Genomic DNA, 1,338 nt, shown 5'->3' on the forward strand with positions numbered 1-1,338 from the left:
TCGTGTGGCTCTCATTTGGCCTGCGTAGCCCGGGCGTCGCCCCAGGGCGGGGAGAGGCTCAAGAGGGGTTTGCGTAGCTCGAAGTAGCGTTGCCCTCCCGGCTCGACAACCCAGGTGGATCGAGCATCGGAGGACGCGGCGAGTGTCACGTCGGATCGTGTGGTCATCGGAATGGACCCGCACAAGCGCTCGGCCACGATCGAGATCATGGCCGGCGACGAGACCATCGTCGGCGGCGGCCGGTTCGACACCGGCCGCGACGGCTACGCGGCGATGAGGAAGTACGCCAGGCAGTGGCCGAACCGGGTGTGGGCGATCGAGGGCTGTCAGGGCATCGGCCGGCACATCGCTAACCGGTTGTTGGCCGATGGTGAGCAGGTCGTCGATGTCCCGCCGAAGTTGTCCGCCAGGGCGCGGGTGTTCGCGACCGGGCAGGGCCGCAAGACCGACGCCACCGACGCCCACTCCATCGCGCTGGTCGGCACCCGGATGGCCGGGCTCCGCCCGGTGGTCAACGATGAGCAGCTCGCCCTGCTGCGGATTCTGGTCGACCGGCGTCGTTCCCTCGGCGTCGACCACACCCGGATGGTCTCCCAGCTGCATCAACTGCTGCTGGAACTCATCCCGGGTGGGGCGAAGAAGAGCCTGTCCGCCGCCCAGGCCAAGGCGCTGCTGGCCACGGTCCGGCCCCGTGACGCGGTCGGCAAGGCCCGGCGCCGGGTCGCTGCGGAGCTGATCGGTGACCTCGAACGCGTCTACCGGCGTTCCAAGGAGGCAGACAAGGAACTAAAGGAGCTGGTGGCTTCCACCGGCACCACGCCGAGGGACCTGCACGGCATCGGACCGTCCGGTGCCCCCCGGCTGCTGGTCGAGGTCGGCGACATCACCCGGTTCCCGAACCGGGCCCACTTCGCCTCCTGGAACGGCACCGCCCCCATCGACGCGTCCTCCGGTGACCAGGTACGCCACCGGCTCTCTCGCGCCGGGAACCGGCAGATCAACCGGGGGCTGCACATCATGGCCACCGTCCAGCTACGCAACCCCACCGAAGGCCGCGCCTACTTCGACCGCAAGAAGGCCACTGGCAAGACATCGATGGAAGCGATGCGGGCGCTGAAACGACGCCTGTCCGACATCGTCTACCGGTGCATGATCAACGACACCACAGCCGCCATGGCAGCGGGCCCGGGAGGACAACAGGGAACGACAACTGGCTCCAGCGTGACCGGCTCGCATCCCCCAGCCGGCTCTTCGGAGAAGTCACTTCCCGGACCCGCCGAGACCCAGGATAGAACTCTCCACCCGGCGGTGTCTTGACACAGAGGGGAGCCATGTCCG

General features: G+C 68.2%; 1 protein-coding gene. It reads left to right on the top strand.

The features are described 5' to 3' along the window. Positions 1–171: 171 nt before the first annotated feature. Positions 172–1,317, top strand: a complete 1,146-nt coding sequence (locus AAH979_RS42985; RefSeq protein WP_346263869.1) for an IS110 family transposase — start codon at positions 172–174, stop codon at positions 1,315–1,317. Positions 1,318–1,338 lie beyond the last annotated feature (21 nt).

It is taken from the genome of Plantactinospora sp. ZYX-F-223 (genome assembly GCF_039649625.1).
Classification (GTDB): Bacteria; Actinomycetota; Actinomycetes; order Mycobacteriales; family Micromonosporaceae; genus Plantactinospora.

Bases quoted from the DNA above. Each gene is read 5' to 3' on its own strand.
- AAH979_RS42985 (WP_346263869.1), top strand. From the start codon at position 172: ATGGACCCGCACAAGCGCTCGGCCACGATCGAGATCATGGCCGGCGAC.